Raw genomic sequence first — 24304 nt, 5'->3', positions numbered from 1 at the left:
GGCCCCAAGTTTCCAAAAGGGAGCGTGATGAGAAACGCCTCCCCTCGCTTCGCTCGATCCTCCAAAAGGGAGGGTGATGAGAAACGCCTCCCCTCGCTTCGCTCGATCCTCCAAAAGGGAGGGTGATGAGAAGCGCCTGGCAGGACAGCACTTGGAAACTGCACAGCCTTAGCGCGAGCGGTGGAGTTGAAGATGTTCTTGCGCGATGCGGGCCTTTGAAGTTGCGCCGCGTTCCCAAAGGGGGGCTTTTTCCTTAGGATCCTGTCTGCTTTGACGATTTCTGTTCGGCAAAAGATGGCCAGGACATGGATTTTTTTCCGAACCTTCACTTCGATGACCCGCTTTTCAACATGGCGGTGGTGCTGACCGCCGGTGTGCTCGGTGGCGAGATATTTGCTCTGATCCGATTGCCCAAGGTGACGGGCTGGATTGCCACGGGCATTCTGCTTCGCCAATTGCGGTTTCCTGGGTTGGACACGGTTTTGGATCCCCAGGCGTTGGACCGATTTGGTCCCTACATGAATTTTGTGTTGGGGTTCATTGCCTTCACCGTTGGTGCCTCCTTGTATTTCGGGAGCCTGCGGAACACGGGCAAACGGATCGGGTTGTTGTTGCTGGGAGAAGCCTTGATCACGCCGACCTTGGTTGGTGCTTTGATGTACTTTGGCGGCAGTTTGCTGGATCCATCGATGTCTCTTCCGCCGGCGGCGTTGTTCGCCGCCATCGCCATCGCGGGGGCGCCCGGGACAACGGTGTTGGTGATTCAAGAGGCTCGTGCTCGCGGCATACTGACTCGGACTTTGTTGGCGGCGATCGGTTTGATTGACATGGTGGCCGTCGCGGTCTTTGTGTTCATCTCGACGTTTCTGGCAGATGAATCGGGGTGGGTTCATGCATTGGAAAGCGTCGGTGTGCAGTTCGCCGTGACGCTTGCGATCGGTGCCGCTTGTGCATTGCTGGCGATCGTTCTAGTTCAGACGGTGGTCAGTCCAGCGTTCTTGGGGCCGTTGATGGTTGCGGTCGTGCTGGGGGCCTGGGGTGCGGCGGCGAGTTTCGGCACTTCGGGCGGAATCTTGGCCTGCACCTTTGCAGGGATCACCTTGACCAATTTTCGGCATGATTTGGTTCGCTCGGGGGAGGCCTATCTCAATGCGATTGGAGGGGCTCTGTTTGCGCTCTTCTACACGTTCGCGGGAATGAAGTTGGACTTCACTCACATCCCGCCGGTCATCGGTTTGGTGGTGTTGTATTTTCTGGCTCGGTTGTTGGCCAAAACCATCAGCTCATACACCGCGATGAGTTTGTCTGGTGCAACCGACAACGTTCGCCGATATCTCGGCATGTCGTTGCTCCCGCACGGTGGTGTTGCGGTTGGGTTGATCATTTTGGTTGGCAGTGAACAGTCTGGGTTCTCTGAGGAGATTCAGTCGATGGTGACGACGGTCGGATTATCGGCTTTGGCGATCAATCAGTTGCTGGGGCCAAGTGCCACGCGATTTGCTCTGACACAAGCGGGCGAGGCTCGGAAGGATCGACCACGATTGTTAGATTTCTTGCAAGAGAACCGGATCATGGTGGATTTGGATGGGAACAAGGAGGAGATCTTTCAAAAGCTCTCCAACCTGTTGTACGCCACGACGCCCATGAGCACGCCGCAAGACAAGTTTCTGGAGTCCGTTCGTTCTCGAGAGGCATCCCAGACAACATGCTTGGGAATTGGTTTGATGATTCCTCACGCGATCATTGATGAGCCCGGTGCCAACGATGTCAAAGGTGTGCTGGGGATCAGCAAGAAAGGGATCAAGATCGACACACCCGATGGACGTCTTGTGCATGCGGTGTTGTTGTTGGCCACGCCTGAATCGAGTCGCAAGCGTCACTTGGAAATCCTTTCCGCGTTTGCGACTGCGATCACGCGAGACATCAACATTCGGGAGCAGTTGTATCGGTCGCGAAGTGCCGCGCATGCCTATGAAGTGCTTCACGCCGATGATCTGAGTGATGTGAATTATTTTCTCGAAGATGCTCAGCAACGAGCAGGTTTGTTGGAACAAAGTGAGGACTCTGCGTCGTGAATCAACCCCAGCCCGATACCCAGTGCGGTTGTCCGGACGTGGATCCTGCTCAAGCCGTTCGCGTTGCGGTGATCACGCTCAGCGACACGCGTGGCAAAGCAGAGGACCGCAGTGGCGATCGGATCGTCAGCTTGCTGGAGGAAGTTGGTCATGCCGTCGCGAAACGGATGATCCTGAAAGATGATTCCGAACCGCTTGCGAAGCTGTTGAGCGAGCTTGCCGAAGACGATTCGCTCGATGCGGTGATCACGACGGGAGGGACCGGCATCGCGCCTCGAGACATGGCGGTCGACGTGATCGAATCCATGTTGGATGTAACCTTGCCCGGATTTGGAGAGCACTTTCGTGCCATCTCAATTGCCGAGATCGGTCCCAAGGCGATGCTCAGTCGTGCTACGGCGGGACGAATGAAATCCAAGGTGGTGTTCACGTTGCCGGGATCAACGGGGGCGGTCACGACTGGGATGAAGCAGTGCGTGCTACCGATTCTCAGGCATGCGGTGTCACTGGCTTCACGCTGAATCACTGCGTTCAAACCACGGGCTACCCTCCCTTCGAAGGTTGAACATGGAGTGACCTGGGCGAACATCCAAACGGCCCATGTGTTTGATCTGCTCCTGTCGGCTTGCTTGGCAGGCGGTTAGCGAGGCACTAAGAAGCAACTGAAGTGGTCACGGGAAAGTTGTGTCAGCATCGAGCGGGCTTGTTCGGCGTACTGCGGGTCCAGTTCCGCGGCGAGTTGAGCATTCTCGGCCGCCAGCGATGTTTTTTGATGTTCTTTGTAGGAGGTCGCCAGTAGGAAATGATTTTCGGCGGTGGGGGCTAATTGCACCAACTCTTGATAGGCCTCTTCTTCCAACCGCCGATTGCCCAACTGTCGGGCTGCGAAAGCGATGCCTTTGTAGGCACTGATCATCGCATTGTTTTTTGCGGGGCTGTCCGGTTGTCGTTCCCAGTGCTTCAGCGAACGCTCGTAACCTCGCATGCTCTCGGCGGGTTGTTCCAAACGCTGTTGGCACAGTCCGTAAAAGTCGAGGCTGACCGGGTGGAAATTGCGACCGGACATCATTGGTCGGATCCAGCCGAGAGCCTCGTGATTGCGGTCGAGCTGAACGAGGGCCGTGATTCGTCTTCCGACCATTGCGAGAGTCAGATTCCTCGGCATGGGGCGTTGGGCTTCTGCTTCCAAGCGAGCCTTTTCGTCGCCAAGGTTGCTTTCCAACGTTACCAGGTCAGTGCTCGCGGCGGTCAAGCTGGGATTGAATCGACGCAATTGTGAACACTGTTTCCAAGCCAGGGCAACGCGGTTGCTGGCCAATGATTCGTTCAGCTTTTTCTCGAGGGATCCTGTTGCGGAATGCGTGTAGGTGGCGGGAATCGCAATCGTGGCCGCACCAAACAACATCCACGCCCAACCGGGCAACGTTTGCTGACCGCCCTGCCCTGCCCCAATCGCAGGCGGTTCGAGCTGGGGTGATGGTTGCGGTGAAGCGATGGCGAAGCAAAGGTTTGCGGCGGCAAAAGCGGTGAGGCATGACAGCAATGCTCGAGCGATTGTGATTGCGAATAGGCTGCTCGGCAGTGCAACTCCGTGGCTCGCGACCGCTAGACAAAGGCACGCTGAGAACAAGCAAGCACCCAGGACGATCGCGGAATAGCGAGATCGCTTGTCAACTCGTCTTGCTGCGACAAAGCCGATTGGCAGGGAGCACAACATGGAGATGGCGTAGATGTCTTCGCGGCCAAACCACTCCAGGCGTCCGCTCGGATCGAGTAGCAAGTGACGGATGGCCACTAAGACGGCGATCACCGTGGGCGGCCAGAGAAGCCAGTTTGCCGGAACGTTCTTTCTCGGTGGGGTGTTTGGTTGCGTCATGCGGCACCCGTGGAGGAAGCGGGGGCGACCCGTTTGGGAGATTTCCACAGCAGGCCGTCAAAGCAGTAATGCCAGAAGGCAACGACCAGGTTGATCAGCACCCACGATTCAAAGAATCCACGAGACAGCAGGTAGTTTCCTAGGCCGATGACAAGGACGAACATCACCAGGAACAGCATCCAAATTTTGGAGAGGCGTGCCAGCGGATTGTTGGCTTTCTTGGATCCAGACTTCTTCATCGACCAAGTCACAATGGACATGTATTCCATCGAATGAAAAATGGCGGAGACCAGTGCGAGTTGGATGACTAGTTGGCTGTTTTGGTAGTGAGCGGCCAACAGCAAAGCGGTGAAGAGAGACATCACGCTGAGCAGATACAGCATGGTGCCCAGGGCCTGATTGCCAAGCTTCACAAATCCATGGACGGCGGAAACGGCAAATGCGAAAGGAATCAGTAGCATCCACCAATCCAGAGGTTCCACTCCAGCGAACGAGGGAAACGGTCCTTCGGGCCAGCCCAATCCTGCGGCTCGGGCGATTGTGTAGAGCAGGAATCCGCGGAAGAAGATCTTTTGAAACAGCGGCCCTTTGCGTTGTACCAATCCATTCAGCGTATTGGGGGGGCTGATGCCTGCACCGCTTTCCGCGTTCCGATCAAACGGATCGGACGACTTGGCGACTGGTTTGGAGGACGATTGGCGTTGGTAGATCCGAAAGATGCCGTGATGCTGTGACGAGAAGTGCCAAGCGTTCCAGATGTAATCGAGCATTCCGAGGCAAAGCAGTGACCCCGTTCCCATCTGCAATCCAACGCAGACGCTCAGGATCGCGAGGGCCAAAGCGGCAAACAGCCACCGGCGGTCTCGACCTTTGTGGTGATCCACGGAGACCAGGACAATCGTGATCCATCGGTGTGGCGCAGTGATGAAATAGATTTGCCAGAACAGCAGGCCTTCGTGTGTGGTCGCGCCACCGAAAACATCGACGAAGACCAGCAGCGGCCAAAACAAATTTGCAATGAAGAGGAGGTCGATGAGTGGCGAAAAAAGAAACCCGCTTTTCGCGTCGGCCGAGGCATTCGGTTGCGATGTTTCTCGCAATCGAGAGACAGGTGGATCCATGGCCGGACGAGTGTTGGGTGACTGGGTGACGACGCTCATGGAGGCGTCTCCGAGTTGGGCTCGGTCGCGTGCGAAGCGGTGCCCTCAACGACGCGAATCCAGTGATCGCGAAAAGCGATTCCTTGGGTCCAGGGCGTCAGCGGCATGTGGCATTCGATGCAGTCTCCCGTCGGGGCTTCCGGGCAAATCGTGGAAGCTTGCGGTTGATGGCAGCTTTGACACTGCTCGATGTATTGCGGGCGATCGTGCGAGGTGGTGTCGTGTGGATCGTGGCAAGTCGAGCAGGTGAGTTCACCGGACGATTGCAGGTAGCAGTCGCTTTTCTTCAGTCCATAAGGCTGGAAACGAGCTCGTTCAGCGGCGGTGGAATCCGCTGAAACGGACCGCTCGTCGCGATGACAGGCACTGCAGGTTTCCATGTGTGCGCTGGCATCGTGCTGATTGATCATCGGTTTGCTTTGTTCAGGCAATCCTCGACCTGCAAGAATGACATGTTGCTTGCGTGGGCCATGGCAGCGTTCGCACCCAACATTTGCAATCATGGTTTGGGGAGTGAGTGGCAACGGGGGAGGCGGGACGACCGTGGAGTGACATCCGATGCAAGAACGCACATCCATGGCATCCATGGGACGACCAAAGCACTCGGCTGTGCCTTCACGGAAAGTCTCGTATTGATCGTGATCGGGAGTCACATTCAGTTGCTCGTTGCCTAGGAAGGATGACCAACGCATCTCGATACCGCGAGAGCCATCCTTTTGAATTGCGATGGGAGTTTGGGCGTGGGTGCCGGAGCCCAACAGCCAGTTGACGGCGACCGAGACGCGAGAGGTTTGCGTATTCGACGGTGCGAGTTCATTCGTGGACGCCCTGCCCTGCCCTGTCGAGGTGCTGACCCAAAACTGGTTCGCTTTTCGAGTGAAGCGGAACGTTTGCTCACGCAGCGAATCTTCGTATTCGCCTTGTTGCAGAAGTCGCTGAGCCAATTCGGATTCCACCATTGGTGTGGCGGTTCGCGAGTGACCGGAACGCAGGTGGGCTTCGTATTCGGTCGGATGGCAAGCCTGGCAGGCTTGGTCTCCGGCGAATTGGCTGGCGACGAATTGGCTCCACTGCTTCACGGCTTGGGAGATCGACGCGTCGGAGGTTTTGGGAGGCTGCATTCGCCGTGCGTCTGAAGGAGGCGCAGGTTCGATCGACATCAGGTCACGTGCGACGCTCGCCGCACAGACTCCAATGACCAAAAGCATCAAGAGCCCCAGAAACTGGAGGCTCTTTGCAGAAAGGATCTTCGAGAACAAGGGATGCCTTGAAAAGGGATCAACCCAAGGGAGCGTCTTTGATTTTCCATTCCTCACCGACGCGTTGCAGAACCCAGTTTTGGGTGGTGGTTCCAACGTCCGAAGCCTTTTTGGCACGGTCGGCGGTGGAGGTTGCAACGACGCCACCGAAGATTTTGACAGGGACGGTCAGTTGGTCGCCATTGACTTCTGCTTCGCCTGCAATTTCGTAGCCACGTTGAGCGTAGTCTTCGCGGTTTTCAGGGGCCGTTCCGTCAACGAACGCGGTGGGGAACATTTTGGGATCGCCAGCGATATCGCCGAGGCCCAGGACGCTTGCAAATGCGTTTTGTTCGAGGGTTGCTTTGGGGGGAGCGGAGGATCCACAGCCGATGCAAGTGAGCAACGCCAGAACAGGAAACAGTTTGATCAGGTTGTGAAGTTTCATCTGGTTTGAAAAAGGGGGGAAAGTGTTCAGGAGATTTGGAACTCAGCCGCCCCAGCCCCTTCTTTCGGTGACCCTCCCGGAGGGAGGGTGAAGAGGGAAGGTACGCCAGCACTCTGTTTGAGTTTGGAGGCGAAGGTGGGAAGTGCAGCGGAGCACCGAGGACGTCGTCGTCGCGTCCGATCAATCAGGGCATTTCGAAGACTTCGCTGTTCTTCGCTGTTGCCAGTGGCTGCCAAACGTTTTCTTTGTCGACTGAATCCGTGATGAAGCGAACGGAACTGTCTGCCATCAGGATGTTGACTCCTCCGGTGTGATGGCTGCGAGCGGCGGCCCAGATTTCGGCGGTGTCGCGTTGTTCCAGGCAAGCCAAGTACGGATTGAGTTTGTCTTCCGGAATGGTTTCGTCGCAGGCGGCCAGCACGTCTTTTTCTTTGCTGTTGGGGCTGGTGTAAGCCGAGAAGATCGTGGCTCCCATGGCTGGTGACATCCAGGTACCACGGATGTCGGTTTTCGAGTCGTAGTTGAGGATTTCGCTCATCGCCATGGTGTTGCTCATGCCGTCCAGGAAGTCTTCGCTGCCCATGCCGTTTCGGTTTTGGAAACGGTCGCCGGCGACACCATCCTTGATGATGACATCTTGGTGAACGTAATAGGTGCCGAATGCACCCGAGGTTTGGTCGCTTTCCCAAGAAAGCATGTCGCCCGAACCCCAGTTGGCGGCGTAGTTGGAACCCTTTGCGAGTGATTCCAGGCCGTAGCTTCCGTCGGAGAATTGGTTGGTCACCCGAGGAGCTGAAGGGCAGGCAGCGAAAGAACCAAGTTGTTCGCGACCGATGTGTTCGAATTCAGCGTAGTATTCGCAGTGATCGCAAGGGTTCATGGTGTGACCCGTGACGGAATCTTCGCATCGGGTGATCAATTCCCAGACACCGGGTTGTTCCATGTAAGGGAACAGCATTGGCAACCAGTGCCATCCCAATTCGTTTTGGCCGTGTTGCCAGCCACCCGTTTTGAAGCGGTTGCCGTTTTCGTCGTAGTTGACGTTGCCCGGTGGGAACGATCCAAAAGCAGCCATGTGGTTGTGAAGAGCGATACCAAATTGCTTGAAGTTGTTTTGGCACTGCATGCGGCGGGCGGCTTCACGAGCGGCTTGGACGGCGGGCAAAAGTAGACCAACCAAAACGCCGATGATCGCGATCACGACCAAGAGTTCGACCAAAGTGAAACCGGATCGCGAAGAAGTCCGCGGGGCACGCGAGCTTGGGGGCTGGATGTTCATGAGTGTTGAAGTTCTCAGGGGAGAAGAAATGAGTTGCAAAAATGGATGGGATGAGGCTCCGGGAATCAGGTCTTTGGAAGTCCCCGGAATCGAGCGCGGGGATTAAAGCAGATGAAGGCGGCTGGCTTGTTAACGTTGGATGAAGGAAATGTGAGAGACGTGCTAGTTTTGAGCCTGTTGGTCTTAGTGTTGTGCAGTTGTCCGTTAGGTTGCCTTTGAGGGGGCTTTCAGTTCCTGCAGGTGAGTGCGTTGAAAGACTTTTTCGTGAATTTCGTGAGTGGATAGAGGGGGGGAGGTTCACGCACGGGGAGGCCAGAACGAGAAACGCCACGGAAGATCCGGAGATCCGCCGTGGCGTTGGAAGGTTGGAGTGAGGTCGGAGGCAAGCAGGATGCCTCGGTTGGCTTAAGTGGAGAACGCACCGGAGGCTGGCATGTTGCCGAGGGCGGCCCCCATGGGAGCGACCATGGCGGCGAGGCGTGATTCTGGTGCGTAGGATTTGCAGCCGAAGATGCCTCGTTTCTGGATCACGGTCGCGACCTCAGGCGGTACGTGTTGTTTCCATTCGTCGTCGCCAGATTGGATCATCTTCAGTACCTCACGAGAGAAGGTCGAAAGATGCTCTGGGTTGTAGGCATGCAATTGTTCGATGCAGCCCTTGTCGACCAAGTAGTCGTATAGCTTTCGCAGTTCGGGTGCGATCTCGAGGTTTTCAACGGTGGTGAGTTCGCCGGTTTCTCGGTCCATCAACGGGTAGACGTAGAGCTTCAGATCATTTTTGAACATGCGTCCGAAGGATTCCAAGATGCCGCCATCCAGTTCGGTGTAATACTTTTCTTCGAACAGTTCATGCAGGCTGCCGGCACCCATCGTGATCGCAATTTTCTTTTTGGTGTATTGCGACAGGTATGCTGCTAGGCGGTAGTACTCGAAGTAGTCCGAGATCAGCACGGTCATGCCGCAGGCCGCCAATGTGTCGACTCGAGCGAGGAAGTCTTGCAGGTCGATTTCACCGTTGGCGCGGAGGTTTCGCATTGTGATTTCGGCCAGCGTGACCACTTGGTTTGGATCCACGTCGTCTTCTTTGCGGAAGCTTTTTTGTGCGGCTTGGATCATGTCCAGGTTCACGTGTGTGACGGGACGGAAGCTGCCGCGTTCTACCAAAATAGGTTTCTTGTAGAGAACTTCGGCTGGTTGAAGGACTTCGCCATCGGCGGAGAACATCGCGGCTTTGCTGAGTCCGAGTTGCACCAAGCGAAGACTCATCACGCGATTGTCGACATGTCGGAACGCGATGCCCGAGAATTCGATCATGTCAATTTCGATGCGCTGTGTGCTGAGGTTGTCCAGCAACGATTCGATCAGTTGGTCTGGTTCGTGGTTCAGGAAGAACGCACCATAGAGCAGGTTGACGCCAACGATGCCGAGGGCTTCTTGTTGGGCCGCGTTGTTGTTGTCCAGCATTCGGACGTGAAGGATGATTTGGCTGTCTTCATCTCGTGGGTGGGCTTGGAAGCGAATGCCCATCCATCCGTGACACTCGTTGGTGCCGTGATAGTTGCGAGCTGAAACCGTGTCAGCGAACGCGAAAAAGGCGGTCGAGTCGCCGCGCTGTTCTTTCAGGCGTTCGATGTTCAGCGTGTGTTCTCGGGTCAGCATGTCGTCCAGGCGTTGCCGGCAAACGTACCTTTGGCATTCGCCGTAGATCGCATCGCTGACCGCCATGTCGTAAGCCGACATGCTTTTGGCGATCGTGCCCGCGGCGGCACCGACGCGAAAGAACCAACGCACCACTTCTTGCCCGGCTCCGATCTCGGCAAACGAACCGTAACGCCTCGGATCCAGGTTGATTTGAAGTGCTTTGCGTTCTGTCGAAGGACGTTCGTTGTTCATGTTGTCTGCCCGATTGGAAAAATGGCCCTAAGTCACAACAACATCTAGGTGACGATTGGAGGACCTCCAAACACTTTTTGGTGGACAGGTGAACGTGAGGCCTGGAGACACAGAATCCGCCATCGCAATCGTTACAAACCGCGATCGCCGCGGGCGGTGCCCGCTTGCGGGGGGCCGAAGGAAGGCGTTACGGGGTGAGTGAGGGAGTCGTTACAATCAGGGATCAGGCGTTCCGGTTGCTGTTCGAAGTTCCACCAGGTGATTCTGATGAAAACAAAATTGATGTCACGACGTTGGTTCGCGAGTCGATCTGTCATGGCCATTGGCGGTGCTGCGATGTGGACCACGCCTGGTTTGTTCGCGGAAGAGTTGCTCCGGCCAACCCCGTCCTTGACCGAAGGCCCCTTTTACCCGGATCGTTTGCCGCTGGACCAAGACAACGATTTAATTGTGATTGGTGATCACACGACACCGGCCGTTGGCGAGGTGACTCATTTGAGTGGCCGTGTGTTGACCGCGGCGGGGTCGCCAGTTCGCAACGCGACGATCGAGATCTGGCAGTGCGACGCCAACGCGGTCTATCTGCACACGCGTGATAGCAACGGTAAAAAGGACCAGCAGGACAAAAACTTTCAGGGATTTGGGCGTTTTGAAACCGCCAGCGACGGCGGGTATCGATTTCGGACGATCAAGCCGGTGCCCTACCCCGGTCGCCCTGCTCCCCACATTCACATCAAGGTCAAGCAAGGTGACAGGGACTTGTTGACCACTCAGTTGTTGATTCGCGGTCATGAGGGCAACCAGCGGGATGGTGTATTTCGGAGGGTGAAGGATCCGACCAAACGCAATCTGTTGATGGCTGATTTCAAACCGATGAAGGAATCCAAGCTGGGCGAACTGGTTTGCCAGTTCGATGTGATCTTGGGGCAGACGCCTGCGGACGGTTGAAAACCAGCGAGTTGCGAGAACCCGTGAGTTGCTAAAAAACGGGTGGTTGGGTAACAAAGTCTGAATTGCCGCGGTCAGCCATGAGCATGGGCGTTCATCGATTGCACCCTTGGCATCCGTTTCACCACCCGTCGAAAAGGCGTCGTCGTTGAATTTCCCGTTGTTGTTTCGTTTTTTGGGAACGATCTGCCTGTTGATTGGCGGGTCGATGGCGTTCAGTCTCCCGTTTGCCTTTCCAAGCGTCGCGAATCGAACGCATTTGCCTCCTGCGACGGAGTTTGAGGCTTCTGCCGCAAGCGGTTTGCTGGCGAGCATGGCGATCTGCTTTTTTGTCGGAGCGTTCTTTCGGTTTCTTGGTCGTGGTTATCGCAGCGGCGGGGAGCTTTACCAAAAAGAAGCGATGGCGATCGTGGGGTTGTCGTGGGTCAGTGCGACGGTGCTCGGGGCCCTGCCCTATTTCCTCAGTGGCACGATGATTGCCGAGGATTCGCCGATCACGTTTGTGGAAGCGATGTTTGAATCTCAATCTGGGTTCAGCACGACTGGCGCGACCGTTTTGACGGATTTGGAAACGCCTGAGTTGGTTCCTCATTGCATTCTGTTTTGGCGTTCGTGGACGCACTTTCTGGGCGGGCTGGGGATCGTGGTTTTGTTTGTGGCGATCCTGGGTCAGGGATCGGCGGGCAAAGCGATGATGCGAGCCGAGATGCCGGGGCCGACCAAGGAGGGAAGCATGCCACGGATGCAACACACGGCGCTTGTGTTCGCGGCGATCTACGTGGGGCTGAACATTTTGCTGACGTTCATTTACATGTTCGAAGGGATGAGTTCGTTCGATGCTCTTTGCCATGCCTTTGGGACGATGGCAACTGGCGGATTCAGCACTTACAACCGATCGCTGGGCGGGTTTGACAGCCCGTTGATTGAATACACGACGGTGTTGTTCATGATTTTGGCCGGGACCAATTTCACGTTGCTGTATTTGATGATGTTGGACATTCCGCGACGGCCTCTGACGGCCGCTCGACGTTTGTTTCAAGACCTGGAGTTTCGAGCCTATGCGGTGGTGATTGGGGTGGTCACTTTGGGCGTCGTCTTCTTTGGCATTCGGGCAGAAGACGAAGGGTTCGGCACGTTGGCCAAAGGGGTTCAAAACGGATTGTTCCAGGTGGTCTCGGTCATCACGACGACCGGCTACGGGACGGCGGATTTCGACGAATGGAACAATTTTGGTCGGGGGATTCTGTTGCTGTTGATGTTTGTGGGCGGGTGTGCCGGAAGCACGGGCGGCGGAATGAAGGTGATTCGGCACATTTTGTTTTACAAAATCCTGCGATTGGAAATTGAGCGCGCCCACCGTCCACGTGTTGTTCGGCCTTTGAGGGTGAGTGGTGTTGCCGTTGACGACCCACAATTGGCTCACAATATCTTGCTGTACTTTTGCATGGTGTTGGCGATCTTCGTGATGTCATGGTTGGCGTTGGTCACGTTTGAACCCAATTCGACATGGGGGGTGGTGATGACTGACACGCCACCGGAAGAAGTGATCGAAGAGTCTGCGAGAGCGGTGAAATCGGGGGAGGCCATTGTGGTCGTGGATCACTCCCTGGCTGGCAAAGAGTTGCTGCATGGGACGTTGGACGAGAAGTTGCTCGATTCCGCGAGTGCCGTCGCGGCGACACTGAACAACATCGGTCCAGGGCTTGGTGTTGTTGGGGCGACCCGGAATTACGCAGGGTTCAGTCAGGGTGCCAAGTTGTTGTTTGTTTGGTTGATGATGTTGGGGCGCGTCGAGATCTTCAGCGTGCTCCTGTTATTTGTTCCGTCGTTTTGGCGAAGGGTTTGAGATGATGACTGCAACCAAGTCTCACACAACACATCGTGTTTTCAGTCGCGGTCCATTGACCATCGCGAGTGCCTTGTTCGTGGTGGTCGCAATGTCGGTTGCCTGCTTCAGGTGTTCGACAGTTGCGGCGCAATCAGGTTCAGGAGAGGAGCCATCGGGTAAACGTCGCGGGGTGTTGATTGAGTTCAAAGAAGACATCAATCCGCTCAGCGGTGCGTTGCTCAAGCGTAAGTTCCAAGCGGCGGTCGATTCCGGTGCGGACGTGATCATCTTGGACATTCAATCTCCCGGAGGTTTCACTTCGGTGACATTTGAATTGATGGACATGGTGTTGGAGGCCAAGGATGTCGAAACGGTGGCGTACATCGAGAAAGACGCGATCAGTGGCGCAGCGCTATTGGCGTTGTCGACGGATACGATTTTGATGCGGCCCGATGCTCGGATGGGTGACGCCGGCGAAATCGTGATGGGCGAAGATGGAGCGTTTCGTTACACCCCGGCGAAGAGTCGCAGTGTGTTGGCGCAGAAAGTTCGCGACACAGCCGAAGCCACCGGGCGACCGCTCGCGTTGGCGGAGAAGATGACGGACAAAGACATGGTTGTTTACCAAGCGACCAACAAAGAAACCGGCGAGAAGCGTTATCTGTCCGACAAAGATTTGGCTTCGCGGGACGATGCGAATCAGTGGGAGCTTAGCCCGCCGATTCGAGAGGCTGGCAAGGAAATGTTCTTCACGGTCAACGGTCGTCGCGGGGTGGAGTTGGGGATGGTGGATCAGACCGTCGAGGGACGAGAGGAGCTGGCCAAGGTGCTGAATTTGCAAGAGCCGATCGTCGAGGTGGAACGCAGTTGGACCGACACGTTGGTGTTTTTGTTGAACACTCAGTTTGTCACGTTTTTGTTGCTGTTGATCGGGCTGGTCGCACTTGCGATCGAACTGTCGGCACCAGGAATAGGGATCGGAGGTTTGACCAGCGTGCTGTGCTTTGGGCTGTTCTTTTGGGCTCGTTTTCTAGGTGGGACCTCGGGATGGCTGGAAGTGGTATTGTTTCTCGTTGGGGTTCTTTTCATCGCCGCCGAAGTCTTTGTTATTCCAGGTTTTGGTATCGCGGGGATCAGTGGCTTGGCGTTGTCGCTGGGTGCCTTGGTGATGGCTTCGCGTCGATTCACATTGCCAGAGAATGAAATCCAGTGGACTTCGTTGGCAACCGACATGATGACGGTGATGGGAGCGTTTCTAGGTTTTCTGGTTTGCTTGGCCGTGATGGCGAAGTATCTCGGGGAGATTCCGGGGCTGAGTCGATTGACGCTTCGGCCTCAGGTCATGGTGTCCGCCGACGGTGGTGCCAGTGCAACGTTGGTCAGCGGCCCGGCTTGGCAGCGAGTGGAGGTGGGCGACGTCGGAGCGGCAATGTCGCCACTGCGTCCAAGCGGTAAAGTCCAGTTCGGTGATGATGCCGTGGACGTGGTGACCGAGGGAGACTACATCGACCCGGGGACAGAAGTGCGCGTGGTCGGGAAGCAGGGGGCTCGCGTCACCGTTCGGAAAGTTTGAATTGACCGGATGTCTCGGCGGCGGGTGGTTCCGAGGTCCATTTCTCGTAGGTGCTTGAGACCCAACTCGAGAGCAGGAACCAGGGGATCAAAGCAGCCAACCAGGACGACGTGATTTGGTTGGGATTCAAGTGGGACGCGAGGAGCAGCAGGCCCACGGCGACGACGGCTTCGATCAATGGTTTGATCACGCCTTTGATCAACAGGATCGTCTCATTGCGGATGCCGGGTGGTAGGATCCCATAGGCAGACGTGAGTCCGGGATCATAGAGAGAGCGTTTAAGCACAGTCAGGCCTTGGCCCAGCGTGAACAACAGGATCAGCACTGCTGGGGAGCGGTTGATCAATGCGATCAACCCGAGAATGCTAAGCAGCAACGGGTAGGCACAAAGTGGCATCCCGATGCCGTAACGGTCCAGCAGTTTGGTTGCGACAGTGAGTTGTACCAAGACAATCAGGACGTCGTTGATGGCGTAGAAGCCGGCAAAGTACGTCAGCAGTTTGTGTTCAACGAGCAGGTGGTCTCCGGCAATCACCTTCCATTGGTAGTCCACCATGGTGACGGCAAAAACGTTGAATGCGATCAAGCTGACCAAGCCGTACCGATAGCGATAAATCGATGGGCTGGCTGGCAATCGTTTCAGTTGGCGAGCGCTCTTCTGTAGCAATCGCTTGGATCGCTCGATTCGCGAAATGGGCTCGGGGGCTGGTCGCTCCGTCATTGCGGGTGCTTGCGGGATCCAACGCAGCAACAAGATGGTGGCTGCGTCCAGGGCAATGATGAGTTTTAGCCACGTGGTGTCTTGCAACACGGAGGCGCCGTAGCCCATTGCCACTCCCGTGATGATTCCCGCGATCGGTGCACCGGTGGCGACCAACACATAGGGGCGTTTGGATGTTGAGGATGCGAACGCATTGTTGACCAACGTGGTCGAGTAGATTGTGTTGACGCAACCGCGTACCTCGGCGATCACGTAGAGGGCACCAAGGAAAACAAATGAATGGTGCTCGACCGAGATCATCGCGGTCAGCCATGTGGTGATTGACGCCAAGCCAATCCAGCTGCCAATGACACTGAAGCGAGCCGGGAATCTTTGGTTGATCAGATGGGTGATCGCGGACACGGCGATCACGGTCACGGCCGACGCAACGAGGGCAACTGGCAGTGCGTCCGAGCCCATGCGCGCGATGAACAGGCTCACACCCAATGCCCTGGCAACCGAATAGGTTGCGGAGGTCAGAAAGGAGAATCCGCAAAGGGAGATCAGGGCTAGGCGAGGCTGATTCAAGACGGCAAAGAGCCTCATGGAACAGGAGGGAACGACCCCATGTTAGTCGCTCGTCCAGTTCTCGTTGAGGCGGTCTGCTGCCATTGGCTGTCCCGTGCATTCATGGTGGAATTCACGGGCGCATTCAGAGCGGAATTCAGTTGAGTGAATCCAGGAAGGTGGGCAAACGTCAGCGACGGTGCACCTATCGATACGGTGCACCTATCGATTACGAACGTAAGCGGGAACGTAATAGATGATGCGGTTGCGGTGCTGGTATTGGCCGAAATTGCTGTCCCATGCAGGACGCAGGTTCGGGTTGCTTGCCCAGTAGGAGGCTTCCAGGCGGGCCTGCCGTTGACGCGAAGCTTCGAGTGCACGTGCTTGACGCAGTTGCATTGCCATCGAGGGAACCGATTCGACGGTTGAGCCCGGTGCGTGAACGAGTTTGCGGTCCGATGGACTGTTCACTGGTTCTGGGTCAGCGGCGGTTTCAGCGACGGCGGGTGCCATGGGGGGCAAAGTCAAGCGTTCCGCGTTTCGTTGTGGCGTGTCGCGCTGAGGCGATGCCGAAAAGAGATCGTCCAACCCCTGTGCCGAAGCGGCGGGAGCGATGGATGCGCCAATCAACAGAGCGAACAAATAGGGGGCGGTCGATTTCATAGCTAAAATCCCAGTGAATGGACTGATTTTCGTTGGTGGTATCGTCCGGCCTGCCGTGTGGGCTGTTTGGGATCGATCAATTCTCACAGGATAAAATGGGCCGTGGATGGCTCAAATCGATTTTGGCGAAGTGATCGAACGCGGCGTTTTGTCTTTTGGAAGCAGTCGTGCCATTTGGATCCGTCGTCAATTTTGGGAAAGAAAAATGGTTTACGCGGGTTGCAAGGGTTGAGAGATTGCCGCGAAACGTCTCTTGCGATGGATTCTTGCAACGAGAGGGTGCAATTTATGAACGTTTTGCTAATCTAGGGGTTGGAAACCGAATTCGGGTTGCCGAATCGATCACAAGTTGTCCCACCTTTTTCCTTCCCGAGTCACCATGATTCAACAAACTCTTCGTTGCGTATTCGCACTTGCATTGCTGACCACGACCGTTGGTTGCCCGCCGCCAGCTCCACCGGCTGACGTCGACACTGACACGGACGCCGCTCCTGTTGTCAGCGACAACGCTACCGGCGCTGCTGAAATGCCTTCGGACAACGTGACCGGCACCGCAGAAACTCCCTGAGCTTCCGCCCCACTGGAACTGAAGTCAGAGGATTGAATTTGGTCACACTCGACCAAGTTGATTTGAAAACACTCGCTCGGCTCGCGGACGCTTTTGTTCGCGAGCCGATTGCGTTCCCGGTCTGCTTTGCTGTCACCGGAACACTGGGGGCGGGCAAGACGCGATGGACCCAAGAACTCGCTCGAGCGATGGGATTGGACGCATCCGAAGTGACCAGTCCCACATTCACGTTGCTGAGAACTTATCAGGCAGCTCAGCACACGTTGCACCACGTCGATGCGTATCGCGTTGGCGATGAAGACGAGTGGTGGGAGTTGGGTTTGGAGGAGTGTTATCAAGAGCCCAACGCCTGGACCGTCATTGAATGGGCGGACCGGTTTGAAGACGCGATGCCCCTCGAGGCGATTTGGATGCGCATCGATATCCAGGGGGATTCGCGTGACTCCGGAACGAGGCAAATCCAGTTGCGTTGTTCGGACCAAGAGCGTTGGCAATGGATCCAACGCATTCTCAGGGACCTGCAGCCAGCGTCGTGAGGAGGCAGTGAGTCCTTCGCGCGGAACGGTCTGGCATCACTTGCCTACAGCACACCCTTTGTGCTCGGGATGGCGTCACTGCGTGGGTCATTTTCGACGGCCATCCGGATTGCTCGCGCTGTGGCTTTGAAAACACACTCGCTGATGTGGTGAGCATTGCGGCCGTGGTGCAGCAACACGTGCAGGTTGCACTTTGCATTGACCGCGAACGATTGCCAGAAGTGTTCGATCAATTCGCTGTCGAAGGTGCCGATCTTCGGTGCCGCAATGGGGGCGTTGTACTCAAACGCATAGCGTCCGCCCATGTCGACTGCGGAGGTGACCAGGCATTCATCCATGGGCAGAGTGAAGTGGCCGTAGCGACGCACTCCGGCGCGATTGCCGAGGGCTTGATCGACGGCCGTTCCCAGTGCGATGCCAATGTCTTCCGCGGTGTGATGATCATCGACGTGCAAGTCGCCTTTGGCTTCCACGGTCAAGTCAATCAACGCGTGTTTGGCAAGCAGATCCAGCATGTGATCCAGGAAGCCGATCCCGGAATTGCGTTTGCCGGCGCCGCTGCCGTCAAGGTTGACCGAGAGTTTGATCTCGGTTTCGCCCGTTTTGCGTTCGAGGTTGACTTCGCGTGACGTGTTGGAATTCGAAGAGGTCATGTCGAGTCCGCTCGGGCGGGAAGTGAGAAGTTGAGAGATTGCATGGCACGTTCGATCATTAGCAAGCAGGCGTCAATCTGTTCGTCCGTGCCAACGCTGATTCGCAATCCGTCACCCCAGTCGGGGAAGTCCATGTATCGGATGAGAATCTGGCTTTGTTTGAGGTACTGGTGGATTTCCGCGTGTTTTCCTTCGGGATGACGGCACCACACGAAATTTGCGTGCGACGGTGTCACGTCAAAGCCCAGCGCTAGCAAGCGTTCCGTCATCCGTTGGCGAGTGACATTCATTTTGGCAACGACATCGGCCAGCCAGTCTTGGCATCCCATCGCGGCGGTCGCGGCGGCGATGGAGATCGCGTCGCAGTTGTAGCTGTCTTTGATCTTGGTCAGTTCCGCAATCACGTGCGGCTGTGCAATCAGGAATCCAAATCGAATGCCGGCCAAGCCGTAGGACTTGCTAAGCGTTCGGGTGACAAGGATGTTCTCGTTGGATTGAACCAAGTCGAGGCAGTTCTCTTCGGCGAAGTCCGCGTAAGCTTCGTCCACGACCAGCGGGCAATCGAGCGAATTCGAAAGTTCAGCGATCTGAGTTTTGGAAACGATCGTTCCGCTGGGGCTGTTCGGGTTGGGCAGCAGCACCAGTTTCAGGTCATCGCGATTTTCGCCGAATGACTGAGGCAGTTCCCAAGGATCGTTGAATGGGACTTGTTCCCAGTTGGCACCTTGGATGTCAGCCAGTGTTCGGTACAGGATGTAGCTGGGGTACGGCAGACGCAACGATTCGCCTTCGCCGACGAAACCGCGAACGAGCAGGGTCAAAATTTCGTCGCTGCCGTTTCCAGCCAGCACCCATTCAGGGCCCGGCAATCCCAATGCGTTTGCGGCCGCTCGCCGGAACGAGGTCGCCATTGGGTCGGGGTAGCGATTCAGCGGCCCGGTTGCGGCGGATTGAATTGCCGTGACCACCGGGGCGGGAGGCGGGTAGGGATTCTCGTTCGTGTTGAGCTTGATGAACTTGCCCGGCGGCGGTTGTTCCCCCGGGATGTACGGTTTCATCTTGGAAAGCGCGGGACGGTATTGCAACGAATCAACTCGAAGAAGAATGTTGGATGAGCAGTCGGGGAGCAGGCATTGTAGCCATTTCACGACAACATCCCATTCCGGGCGAGGCCGAAATGGGATGCTGTGTTGGACATCATGGAACTTGAATGACCGCGAAACGGTCGCTCAGGTTCACCGGTTCGGAAAGAACGGTTGGCTGATCGGTGGGGCGGTCGACCCGGAGCGTTGAGGGCTCAACGTCCGATTGTTTGATTGGCCGGTTGATGGATTCGTTGTGGGGCGTGACGGGGTGTCCTTTTTTTGAATGTCGCTCAGGTTCCAGCGTTTTCCGTTCAGTCCATCGGATGGGTTCCAGGTCAGTCCGGGAACAAACATCAGTGACGAAATGCTCGGTCCGTTGATGGACGCAGTGCCCCATTCGGTTTCGACCGTGATGAGTTTGACATCGGTCGCGCCGGTGATTGAGTCACCGTTGAGCATGACCACGGTGGTGGTCGCGTCGTTGGCGGAGGCAAAGCGAATGCCGGCGACTTCCGACAACGGGATGCTCGCGGTGCCAAACGAGGTTTGCATTTGCAGTTGGGTCGTGTCGGTCAGCGTGCCTTCGATTTTGGAATCGTTGACCAAGCCCACGGTGACACTGAGTGGGCGTGCTTTGGCTGATGCCCCTGCGTCTTGGACCGGGACCGCTTTGGTCGGTTCAGCTTTTGCGGGCGATGCCTTGGGGAGTTCTTCGTCTTGGGCGTGGGCCGAGACGGATACCACTGCCAGCGCGGCAGCCATCAAAAGGTGGAAACAACGGCGTTTCATCGGGGAAGACTCCGAGGAGATTCAAGCGAATGGGAGGCCACTCCCTCTGCGGGAGTCGACCCGTCTAGGTTAACCGATCAGCAGAAAGAGAGAAGAGAACCCGCCAGTCAAAACTGGCGGATTGATCCTTTGGCAATCGTTAAATCAGCCTATCTGGTGCAACCTGCCTGAAGGGGCGAGCATTCCCAAGTTGCTGCCTATTCAGCCAGCAGGCCATCCATGGTCGAAACCAGCGATTTGACCGCGTCGACGCTGTTTTGGAAGGCCTTGGTTTCTTCGTCGGTCAGCGACAGTTCGATGATGCGTTCCACGCCACCGCTGCCCAGGACGACAGGGACGCCGACATAGTAACCGCCGACGCCGTATTCGGAGTCGCAGTAAGCGGCGACAGGAACGACTCGCTTTTTGTCTTTGACGATCGCTTCGACCATTTGGGCACAGGCCGCTGCGGGTGCGTAGTAAGCGCTGCCGGTTTTCAGCAGGGAAACGATTTCAGCACCGCCCTTGCGGGTGCGGTCAACGATCTCATCCAAACGCTCTTTCGAGATCAATTGCGTGACGGGGATGCCGCCGACGCTGGTGCAACTTGGGACGGGAACCATCGTGTCGCCGTGGCCGCCCATCAGCAACGCGCTGATGTCTTCGACGCTGACGCCCAATTCCATTGCCAGGAACGTGCGGTAGCGGGCGGTGTCAAGAACGCCGGCTTGCCCCATGACTTTTGCAGGTTCAAAGCCAGTGATTTTGAACATTTGTTGGACCATGGCGTCGAGCGGGTTGCTGACGACGATGACCACTGTATTGGGGCTGGTCGCTTTGATTTCTTCCGCCACGCTGGTGACGATTTTGGCGTTGGTCGCCAGCAAGTCATCGCGGCTCATACCTGGTTTGCGTGGCAAGCCAGCGGTAACGACGATCACGTCGCTGTTGGCTGTGTCGGCGTAGTCGGTGGTGCCGACGATGTTCGAGTCAAACCCCATGATCGGCGAGGCTTGCATTAGATCGAGCGCTTTGCCGCGAGGCATGTCTTCGGTGCGTGGGATGTCCAGGAGCACGACATCGCCGAGTTCCGCTGCGGCGCACCAATGAGCACAGGTGGCACCAACATTTCCGGCTCCGACGATGGTGATTTTAGCGCGACGCATGAGAACTCTTTCGGGTGAAGTTGTGCGGGGACTGGTTGGGTGAATTTTGCACTTATGGTCGCATCCGTGAATTGAGCGTCAAGAGGGCACGCGTGCGACGAAAGAGCAGTTGAGAACCCCACAGCGAGCTGGCCGCGATCGCAGAAGGAGGCCGTCCTGCCGAGAAAGGTGGCGATTGGAAATGCCGTCGCAACTTTTGGAATTCGTGCGGGCTTGGAGATCGTTTTCAGTGGGGCTGGGCCTGGGGAGCGGCGGGTGATGCCCTTCCAGGAATTCTCACTGGACGCTGGCGTTCCGACCCTCAGGCTCCTAGCCGAACAGCTTTTAAACTGCACGGCCTCATTGTCCAGGGGAAACAGGGTGTTCCGAGCGGGAATGTTCCATTGACCGGCAGTCAGTTGAGCCAGACGCGAGGGCCAGTGGCGAAAGAGAAAAAACGAGCCAGTTTTGCTTCCTGCAAAACTGGCATCGCTCTGTTACCAATTCAAATTGTTACCCGACGCGAACAGTCCTTGTCGGCGATCGGAATTCAAGTTCACCAATGCACCTTGATTGCGTGAGAGAAATCAAGAAGCATCGTTGGGCAACATCAAAATGAAGGGAGTGACGTCCGTGTCAATCGAAGTATTCAAACTGCGATGTGGAGTCCAAACCGTCTCCCGTGTATCGTTCACAATCGTTGTGACGAACAAAAACATGACGAGGCCTTTCGCCATGATTCAGTCAGTGAATAAGTGCCGCGTCAATCAAATGACGTCGGACGGTGACCCCGCTTGCCCAGGGGAAACGTCAAAGAAAGTGTGAGGTGATCGGTGCTTGACAGACTGAAAAGATATTCTGGCAAACCGCATCGAACACACTCCGTTGGAAGAGACAAATCATCGACCACAATCGGTTGAACAGAACGTTCAGTGCAACCGCTTCACAGACTCTGTGAAGGGATCGAAGATGTGTGGGTCAAGCGAGCGAAAATTTGGCGTGACGAACCATCGGTGTCAACAACAAAGTGATCAAAAAAACATTCTCGTCGACCGCCCAATTGATTTGACCGTGAAAATTGCGACGCGTTCGAGTGAAGTTTTTTTTGTGCACGACCTGAGAAGCAACGCAAGGTGATGCGCTGATGCGAAGTCACAACATCGGTCATGCGAAGTCGCGTATGATGTCGGCGAACAAGTTTCCTTTTCTTGGTTGCGGCATGTTGTGCAAAGAGATGAATCGTTGACGTTTCATCATCGCCGCCGCGACTCCCGGTGAATGCAACGTGAACGAACCGAACGCGTCTTCCAAACTCGTTGAGAGTGAATCGCAAATGCATTTGGACTCGGCTTCAGCGGGATCTGATTCTGCCGTTGAACCGCGTTATTGGTTCAGTGATGAGTACGTTGCTCGAATGCAACAGACGATCGGTCCAGATGCTTGTCGCACGCTGTCGATCTATCCCCTGCCTGATTCGTTTTGCTTGTCGGTGATCGTTCCGGTGTACAACGAGTGCTCGACGGTGGAGTCGGTGTTGAATTCCTTACGCCAAACTGGTTTGCCAATGCAAATCATCGTGGTGGATGATGGTTCAAACGATGGATCGGGTGAAAGTTTGCAGAAGTATCAAAACGATCACCATGTCACGTTGATCCGGCACCCTGAAAACCGTGGCAAAGGTGCGGCCATCCGAACCGCGATCGAGGCCACGCAGGGGGACGTCGTCGTGATCCAAGACGCGGACAGCGAGTACGACCCGGGTGACTTTCGAGTCATGTTGCAACCCTTGTTGGCGGGCGAAGCCGACGTGGTGTACGGCACACGCTACGGCCATTGCGATCGCCAGCTTTCGCCGTGGTGGCATCAGGCCGTCAACGGGTTCATTTCGTGGTTAGCCAGTGTCGCCATTGGCCCTCGTTTGAGCGATGTTGAAACCTGTTACAAGATGGCTCGCCGCGAAAGTTTCGCGGACATTCTGCCGCAGTTGAAGGAAAACCGCTTCGGAATTGAAATCGAACTGACCGCGCGGTGGGCCCGCAAAGGTTTGCGTTTCACAGAACGCCCCATCCGCTACCACCACCGTTGGTACGACGAAGGCAAGAAGATCACTTGGCGTGACGGTGTGGCTGCTCTCGGGTGCATCTTCAAATACGGATTGCTTCGCCGTTGATGCGAGTGTTGCAATTCTAGATGGAGTGTCGTTTGCCAAACGTTCTCTGTGCAGGAAAACCCGCAAGCGAGTTTCAGATTGATGTCTGAACAGAATGGAACTGTGTCGCGTTCGCACATGATGCGAAGGTGTTTCACGACACTTGCGTTTCACGAGCAGGAGATGTCTGACGCGATCTGTTTCACGGCCGTTTTGGGTTGCGAAATCGTCTGGAGAGCAAGCGAATTCGATCCCGTTTCGATCTGTTCTTTTGCGGGGCGAGTTGGGTATGGTCGCAATCGTGAAACGGAGCCTCGACGAGGTCTCGAAAGCCGCCCCTTGGAAAGGCTTTCGCCGCGGCTGATCAGCGATTCTTTTTTGGGTCGCTGGGGTGTTGATGTTCCGTTTTCGTTAGCCCACCACATGCGGTGCGAAGGATTCGCCAAATGCACGAACGGACGATGCGAGCCGTGGCTCGAGGTTTGTTCGTTGCCTGCTGCGCGGTGCCGACCTGTGTGACGGTGCTGATCATTCTCGTGACGTGGTCGCCTTGGTATCACCGCCGCTGCATTCGAGCAACGGAAGCGACGCTGGCACTGCAAACCGGTTTGGATGTCCGCATCGGTTCGCTGGAACGGATCAGTCCGACGACGTGGCAGTTGGGCGACGTTCAATTACGAGACAATGAAACCAAACAATCGATTGGTCGAATTCGAATTGTGTCTTGTGAGCAAGAGGACGATCGGACGATCGTTCGGTTGAGCCAGCCCGAGGTGCGGGCGGAGTCCCTCGATGATGTCTGGCGGTTGGTGCACGACCGGTTTCTTTGTCGTCCGGAGCGTACTTTGCATCCCATTCGATTGGCCGCAGATGACTTGACCATTCAGTCTGCCCAATCGCAGATCACGGTTCGGGATTTGGATGGCAGAATCTTGCCGGGCGAGAAAGAGGTCTCTGCCGTTTTGTACTGCATGTTGGCGGGGGAACGGCCAGACATCGAGCCGATGGAAATCGAAATCAAACGCCGCCGTGACGAGGGGCAACCGCGGACCAGCGTTGCTTTGCGAACCGGTGAGTTGAATGCACCGCTTGCGTGGTTGGCTGGCTATCATCCGGCATTCGACAAACTGGGCGATGAAGCAACGTTTCATG

20 protein-coding genes and 1 pseudogene are annotated in these 24304 nt (G+C 56.1%); 9 read left to right on the top strand and 12 right to left on the bottom strand.

The features are described 5' to 3' along the window. The first annotated feature begins 305 nt into the window (after positions 1-305). Both ACF8AM_RS13855 and ACF8AM_RS13850 read left to right on the top strand, forming a co-directional pair. Positions 306-2075 (top strand): cation:proton antiporter, encoded by a 1770-nt coding sequence (locus ACF8AM_RS13855; RefSeq protein WP_392556199.1) that lies wholly within the window; start codon positions 306-308, stop codon positions 2073-2075. Then, positions 2072-2596: a molybdenum cofactor biosynthesis protein B gene (locus ACF8AM_RS13850; RefSeq protein ID WP_392556198.1), complete on the top strand. Its 525-nt coding sequence runs from the start codon at positions 2072-2074 to the stop codon at positions 2594-2596. The genes ACF8AM_RS13855 and ACF8AM_RS13850 overlap by 4 nt, the downstream gene beginning before the upstream one ends. 119 nt (positions 2597-2715) lie before the next feature. On the opposite strand, the gene ACF8AM_RS13845 is transcribed toward ACF8AM_RS13850, so the two are convergent. From ACF8AM_RS13845 to ACF8AM_RS13820, 6 genes are all read right to left on the bottom strand, one after another. Then, on the bottom strand, positions 2716-3951 hold the full coding sequence (locus ACF8AM_RS13845; protein ID WP_392556197.1) for a tetratricopeptide repeat protein: 1236 nt from the start codon (positions 3949-3951) through the stop codon (positions 2716-2718). Next, positions 3948-5111 carry a hypothetical protein gene (locus ACF8AM_RS13840; protein ID WP_392556196.1) on the bottom strand — a complete coding sequence of 388 codons (1164 nt, stop codon included), beginning with the start codon at positions 5109-5111 and terminating at the stop codon, positions 3948-3950. The genes ACF8AM_RS13845 and ACF8AM_RS13840 overlap by 4 nt, the downstream gene beginning before the upstream one ends. Beyond that, positions 5108-6319, bottom strand: a complete 1212-nt coding sequence (locus ACF8AM_RS13835) for a multiheme c-type cytochrome (protein WP_392556195.1) — start codon at positions 6317-6319, stop codon at positions 5108-5110. Before ACF8AM_RS13835 ends, ACF8AM_RS13840 begins: the two co-directional genes overlap by 4 nt. Before the next feature lie 70 nt (positions 6320-6389). Beyond that, on the bottom strand, positions 6390-6797 hold the full coding sequence (locus tag ACF8AM_RS13830; RefSeq protein ID WP_392556194.1) for a hypothetical protein: 408 nt from the start codon (positions 6795-6797) through the stop codon (positions 6390-6392). 184 nt (positions 6798-6981) lie between these two features. Next, on the bottom strand, positions 6982-8076 hold the full coding sequence (locus ACF8AM_RS13825; protein ID WP_392556193.1) for a DUF1559 domain-containing protein: 1095 nt from the start codon (positions 8074-8076) through the stop codon (positions 6982-6984). Between the two features lie 405 nt (positions 8077-8481). Then, complete coding sequence (locus ACF8AM_RS13820; RefSeq protein WP_392556192.1) at positions 8482-9969, bottom strand: TonB-dependent receptor; 1488 nt, start codon at positions 9967-9969, stop codon at positions 8482-8484. A gap of 282 nt (positions 9970-10251) precedes the next feature. Here ACF8AM_RS13820 and ACF8AM_RS13815 point away from each other — a divergent pair, with 282 nt between their 5' ends. The 3 genes from ACF8AM_RS13815 to ACF8AM_RS13805 all read left to right on the top strand — a co-directional run bounded on the left by ACF8AM_RS13815 (position 10252) and on the right by ACF8AM_RS13805 (position 14318). After that, positions 10252-10917 (top strand): intradiol ring-cleavage dioxygenase, encoded by a 666-nt coding sequence (locus tag ACF8AM_RS13815; protein WP_392556191.1) that lies wholly within the window; start codon positions 10252-10254, stop codon positions 10915-10917. 100 nt (positions 10918-11017) lie between these two features. After that, positions 11018-12763, top strand: coding sequence for a TrkH family potassium uptake protein (locus ACF8AM_RS13810; protein WP_392556201.1), 1746 nt, complete (start codon positions 11018-11020; stop codon positions 12761-12763). A 4-nt stretch (positions 12764-12767) separates the two neighbouring features. Then, on the top strand, positions 12768-14318 hold the full coding sequence (locus ACF8AM_RS13805) for a nodulation protein NfeD (RefSeq protein ID WP_392556200.1): 1551 nt from the start codon (positions 12768-12770) through the stop codon (positions 14316-14318). On the opposite strand, the gene ACF8AM_RS13800 is transcribed toward ACF8AM_RS13805, so the two are convergent. Further along, entirely contained in the window at positions 14299-15606 is a 1308-nt protein-coding gene (locus tag ACF8AM_RS13800) for a hypothetical protein (protein ID WP_392556190.1), read from the bottom strand. The genes ACF8AM_RS13805 and ACF8AM_RS13800 overlap by 20 nt on opposite strands. 201 nt (positions 15607-15807) lie before the next feature. Beyond that, a complete protein-coding gene (locus tag ACF8AM_RS13795; protein WP_392556189.1) occupies positions 15808-16248 on the bottom strand; it encodes a malate synthase, glyoxysoomal in 441 nt (146 codons plus the stop codon). 379 nt (positions 16249-16627) lie between these two features. Here ACF8AM_RS13795 and ACF8AM_RS13790 point away from each other — a divergent pair, with 379 nt between their 5' ends. Further along, positions 16628-16816, top strand: a complete 189-nt coding sequence (locus tag ACF8AM_RS13790) for a hypothetical protein (protein WP_392556188.1) — start codon at positions 16628-16630, stop codon at positions 16814-16816. Between the two features lie 32 nt (positions 16817-16848). Further along, positions 16849-17352: a tRNA (adenosine(37)-N6)-threonylcarbamoyltransferase complex ATPase subunit type 1 TsaE gene (tsaE, locus tag ACF8AM_RS13785; RefSeq protein WP_392556187.1), complete on the top strand. Its 504-nt coding sequence runs from the start codon at positions 16849-16851 to the stop codon at positions 17350-17352. Positions 17353-17396: 44 nt separating this feature from the next. On the opposite strand, the gene hisB is transcribed toward tsaE, so the two are convergent. From hisB to mdh, 4 genes are all read right to left on the bottom strand, one after another. Then, positions 17397-18005, bottom strand: a complete 609-nt coding sequence (gene hisB / locus ACF8AM_RS13780) for an imidazoleglycerol-phosphate dehydratase HisB (protein ID WP_392556186.1) — start codon at positions 18003-18005, stop codon at positions 17397-17399. Further along, a complete protein-coding gene (gene hisC, locus ACF8AM_RS13775) occupies positions 18002-19090 on the bottom strand; it encodes a histidinol-phosphate transaminase (RefSeq protein WP_392556185.1) in 1089 nt (362 codons plus the stop codon). The genes hisB and hisC overlap by 4 nt, the downstream gene beginning before the upstream one ends. A gap of 150 nt (positions 19091-19240) precedes the next feature. Next, a complete protein-coding gene (locus tag ACF8AM_RS13770) occupies positions 19241-19879 on the bottom strand; it encodes a hypothetical protein (protein ID WP_392556184.1) in 639 nt (212 codons plus the stop codon). A 197-nt stretch (positions 19880-20076) separates the two neighbouring features. Next, positions 20077-21024, bottom strand: coding sequence for a malate dehydrogenase (gene mdh, locus ACF8AM_RS13765; protein WP_392556183.1), 948 nt, complete (start codon positions 21022-21024; stop codon positions 20077-20079). Positions 21025-22288: 1264 nt separating this feature from the next. On the opposite strand from mdh, the gene ACF8AM_RS13760 reads away from it, so the two are divergent. Both ACF8AM_RS13760 and ACF8AM_RS13755 read left to right on the top strand, forming a co-directional pair. Next, the gene (locus ACF8AM_RS13760; protein WP_392556182.1) at positions 22289-23173 is read left to right on the top strand and encodes a glycosyltransferase family 2 protein; all 885 of its coding nucleotides are present in this window, start codon (positions 22289-22291) and stop codon (positions 23171-23173) included. Between the two features lie 425 nt (positions 23174-23598). Beyond that, positions 23599-24304: pseudogene (locus ACF8AM_RS13755) on the top strand (hypothetical protein); the annotation flags it as partial.

Source organism: Rhodopirellula sp. JB055, assembly GCF_043100905.1.
Taxonomy (GTDB): Bacteria; Planctomycetota; Planctomycetia; order Pirellulales; family Pirellulaceae; genus Rhodopirellula.
The sequence above is the reverse complement of the archived record's forward strand: the minus strand, read 5'-3'. Positions and strand labels throughout refer to the sequence as shown.

Coding starts and splice junctions, on each gene's coding strand:
- ACF8AM_RS13770 (WP_392556184.1), bottom strand. CDS start 19,879: ATGAAACGCCGTTGTTTCCACCTTTTGATGGCTGCCGCGCTGGCAGTG.
- ACF8AM_RS13820 (WP_392556192.1), bottom strand. CDS start 9,969: ATGAACAACGAACGTCCTTCGACAGAACGCAAAGCACTTCAAATCAAC.
- mdh (WP_392556183.1), bottom strand. CDS start 21,024: ATGCGTCGCGCTAAAATCACCATCGTCGGAGCCGGAAATGTTGGTGCC.
- ACF8AM_RS13855 (WP_392556199.1), top strand. CDS start 306: ATGGATTTTTTTCCGAACCTTCACTTCGATGACCCGCTTTTCAACATG.
- ACF8AM_RS13795 (WP_392556189.1), bottom strand. CDS start 16,248: ATGAAATCGACCGCCCCCTATTTGTTCGCTCTGTTGATTGGCGCATCC.
- ACF8AM_RS13830 (WP_392556194.1), bottom strand. CDS start 6,797: ATGAAACTTCACAACCTGATCAAACTGTTTCCTGTTCTGGCGTTGCTC.
- ACF8AM_RS13825 (WP_392556193.1), bottom strand. CDS start 8,076: ATGAACATCCAGCCCCCAAGCTCGCGTGCCCCGCGGACTTCTTCGCGA.
- ACF8AM_RS13790 (WP_392556188.1), top strand. CDS start 16,628: ATGATTCAACAAACTCTTCGTTGCGTATTCGCACTTGCATTGCTGACC.
- ACF8AM_RS13805 (WP_392556200.1), top strand. CDS start 12,768: ATGACTGCAACCAAGTCTCACACAACACATCGTGTTTTCAGTCGCGGT.
- ACF8AM_RS13845 (WP_392556197.1), bottom strand. CDS start 3,951: ATGACGCAACCAAACACCCCACCGAGAAAGAACGTTCCGGCAAACTGG.
- ACF8AM_RS13835 (WP_392556195.1), bottom strand. CDS start 6,319: ATGCTTTTGGTCATTGGAGTCTGTGCGGCGAGCGTCGCACGTGACCTG.
- ACF8AM_RS13815 (WP_392556191.1), top strand. CDS start 10,252: ATGTCACGACGTTGGTTCGCGAGTCGATCTGTCATGGCCATTGGCGGT.
- ACF8AM_RS13840 (WP_392556196.1), bottom strand. CDS start 5,111: ATGAGCGTCGTCACCCAGTCACCCAACACTCGTCCGGCCATGGATCCA.
- hisB (WP_392556186.1), bottom strand. CDS start 18,005: ATGACCTCTTCGAATTCCAACACGTCACGCGAAGTCAACCTCGAACGC.